General features: G+C 76.7%; 1 protein-coding gene and 1 pseudogene. One reads left to right on the top strand and one right to left on the bottom strand.

Annotated elements, in window-relative coordinates; translation table 11 throughout:
* Positions 1–521: NAD-binding protein (locus tag GA0115240_RS17975; protein WP_141708876.1), on the top strand; the 521-nt coding region annotated here is incomplete at its 5' end.
* Positions 522–664: 143 nt separating this feature from the next.
* On the opposite strand, the pseudogene GA0115240_RS36965 reads toward GA0115240_RS17975, so the two are convergent.
* Positions 665–1,413 (bottom strand): annotated as a pseudogene (locus GA0115240_RS36965) (hypothetical protein); the annotation flags it as partial.

The following is a 1,413-nucleotide window of genomic DNA, read 5'->3' as shown; positions in this document are numbered from 1 at the left end:
CGGCCGACGCGGCGGCCGGCCGGCTGCGGCTGTTCGTCGGCGGCGACGCCGAACTCCTGGCCCGGCACCGGTCGCTGCTGGAGGTCGTGGCGGATCCGGACCGGATCGTGCACGCGGGCGGCGCCGGAGCCGGCTACACCGTCAAACTGCTGGTCAATCTGCTGTGGTTCGGCCAGGCGGCGGCCACCGCGGAGGCGCTGCTGCTCGGGCGCCGGGCCGGCGTCGACCTCACCCTGCTGCGGGACGTGCTGGCCGGCAGCGCCGCGAGCAGCGAGTTCATCCGCCACGACCTGTCCGCGCTGTTCGCGGGGGACTACCTGGCGTCGTTCGGGCTCGACCACATCCACGAGCAGCTGGCCATGGTCACGTCCCTGGCCCGTGAGCTGGGCACCCCGCACGACCTGTCGGAATCCGTGCGCGGCCTCTACCAGCAGGCGCTGGAGCGCTACGGACCGGCCGACGGCGAACTCCTTGCCGTGGCCCTGCTGGAGGAGCGCGCCGGGGTGCGGCTGCGCCCGTGAAGCGGCGGGCCCCGCGGTGGACCCTGGGGCGGGGCCGTTGGCCGGCCCCGGTGTCGGACCGCCGGCCCCGGCCGGAGCGAAGTGTCGCTCCGGCCGGGCCGGCGGTGGCGGTGCCTTCGCCCGCAGGCCCCGCAGGGCTGCGGTCAGCGGCAGCCCACCCCGTAGGAGCCGTTCCCGGCGGCGGCGGCCGGGTCGGTGGAGACGGTCAGACCGACGTACGGGTGCTTCGCGTCGGGCGTGAAGGTGAGCTTGTCGGTGAAGGTGTAACTGGTCGCCCCCTTGGGGAACTTCGCCGTCTGGGGGTTCATCGTGACCGCCCCCTGCGGGCCGCCGGTGCCGCTGCGCCACCAGGTGAGGTGGAGCGTGCCCGCCGCGGTGCCGTCGTAGCGCACCAGCACGGTGGCGGTCGCCGTGTGACTGCCGGCCGTGCACGTGATGCCGGTGACGGCGACGGAGGAGACGTGCGGCCCGGCCGCCGACCCGGTGGTGGTGGTCGGGCCGGTGGAGGGGGTGGTCGGTACGGCGGTGGGGGTCGTGGTCGGGCTGTTCGCCGGCCTGCCCGAGGGGCTCGACGTGGGCGTGGTCGCCGTCGGGGTGGGTGTGCTGCGGGTCGCGGGCGCGGTGGTGGCGGAGTGCGACGGCGAGGGGCTCGTCGTCGGGGAGGCGCTGGTGGCCCCCGCCGCGGGCGAGGTGGCCGCGGGCCCCGGCGCGGAACTCAGCGACGTGGGCGCCGCCGACGCGGGGTTCACCGCGGCGGCGTCGTCGTCCTTGTTGCCGTTCGCCACGGCGGTGACGGCCACGGTGCCCGCGACGATCACCACCGCCGCGGCGACCGCCAGGATCTTGGCGCGCCGCCCGAACCGGGGCGGACGGCCGGCGGGACCGCCCGAGG

The sequence above is a fragment of the Streptomyces sp. DvalAA-14 genome (assembly GCF_900091855.1).
Taxonomy (GTDB): Bacteria; Actinomycetota; Actinomycetes; order Streptomycetales; family Streptomycetaceae; genus Actinacidiphila.
Note: the sequence above shows the minus strand (reverse complement) of the source record. Positions and strands in the feature narration are given on the sequence as shown.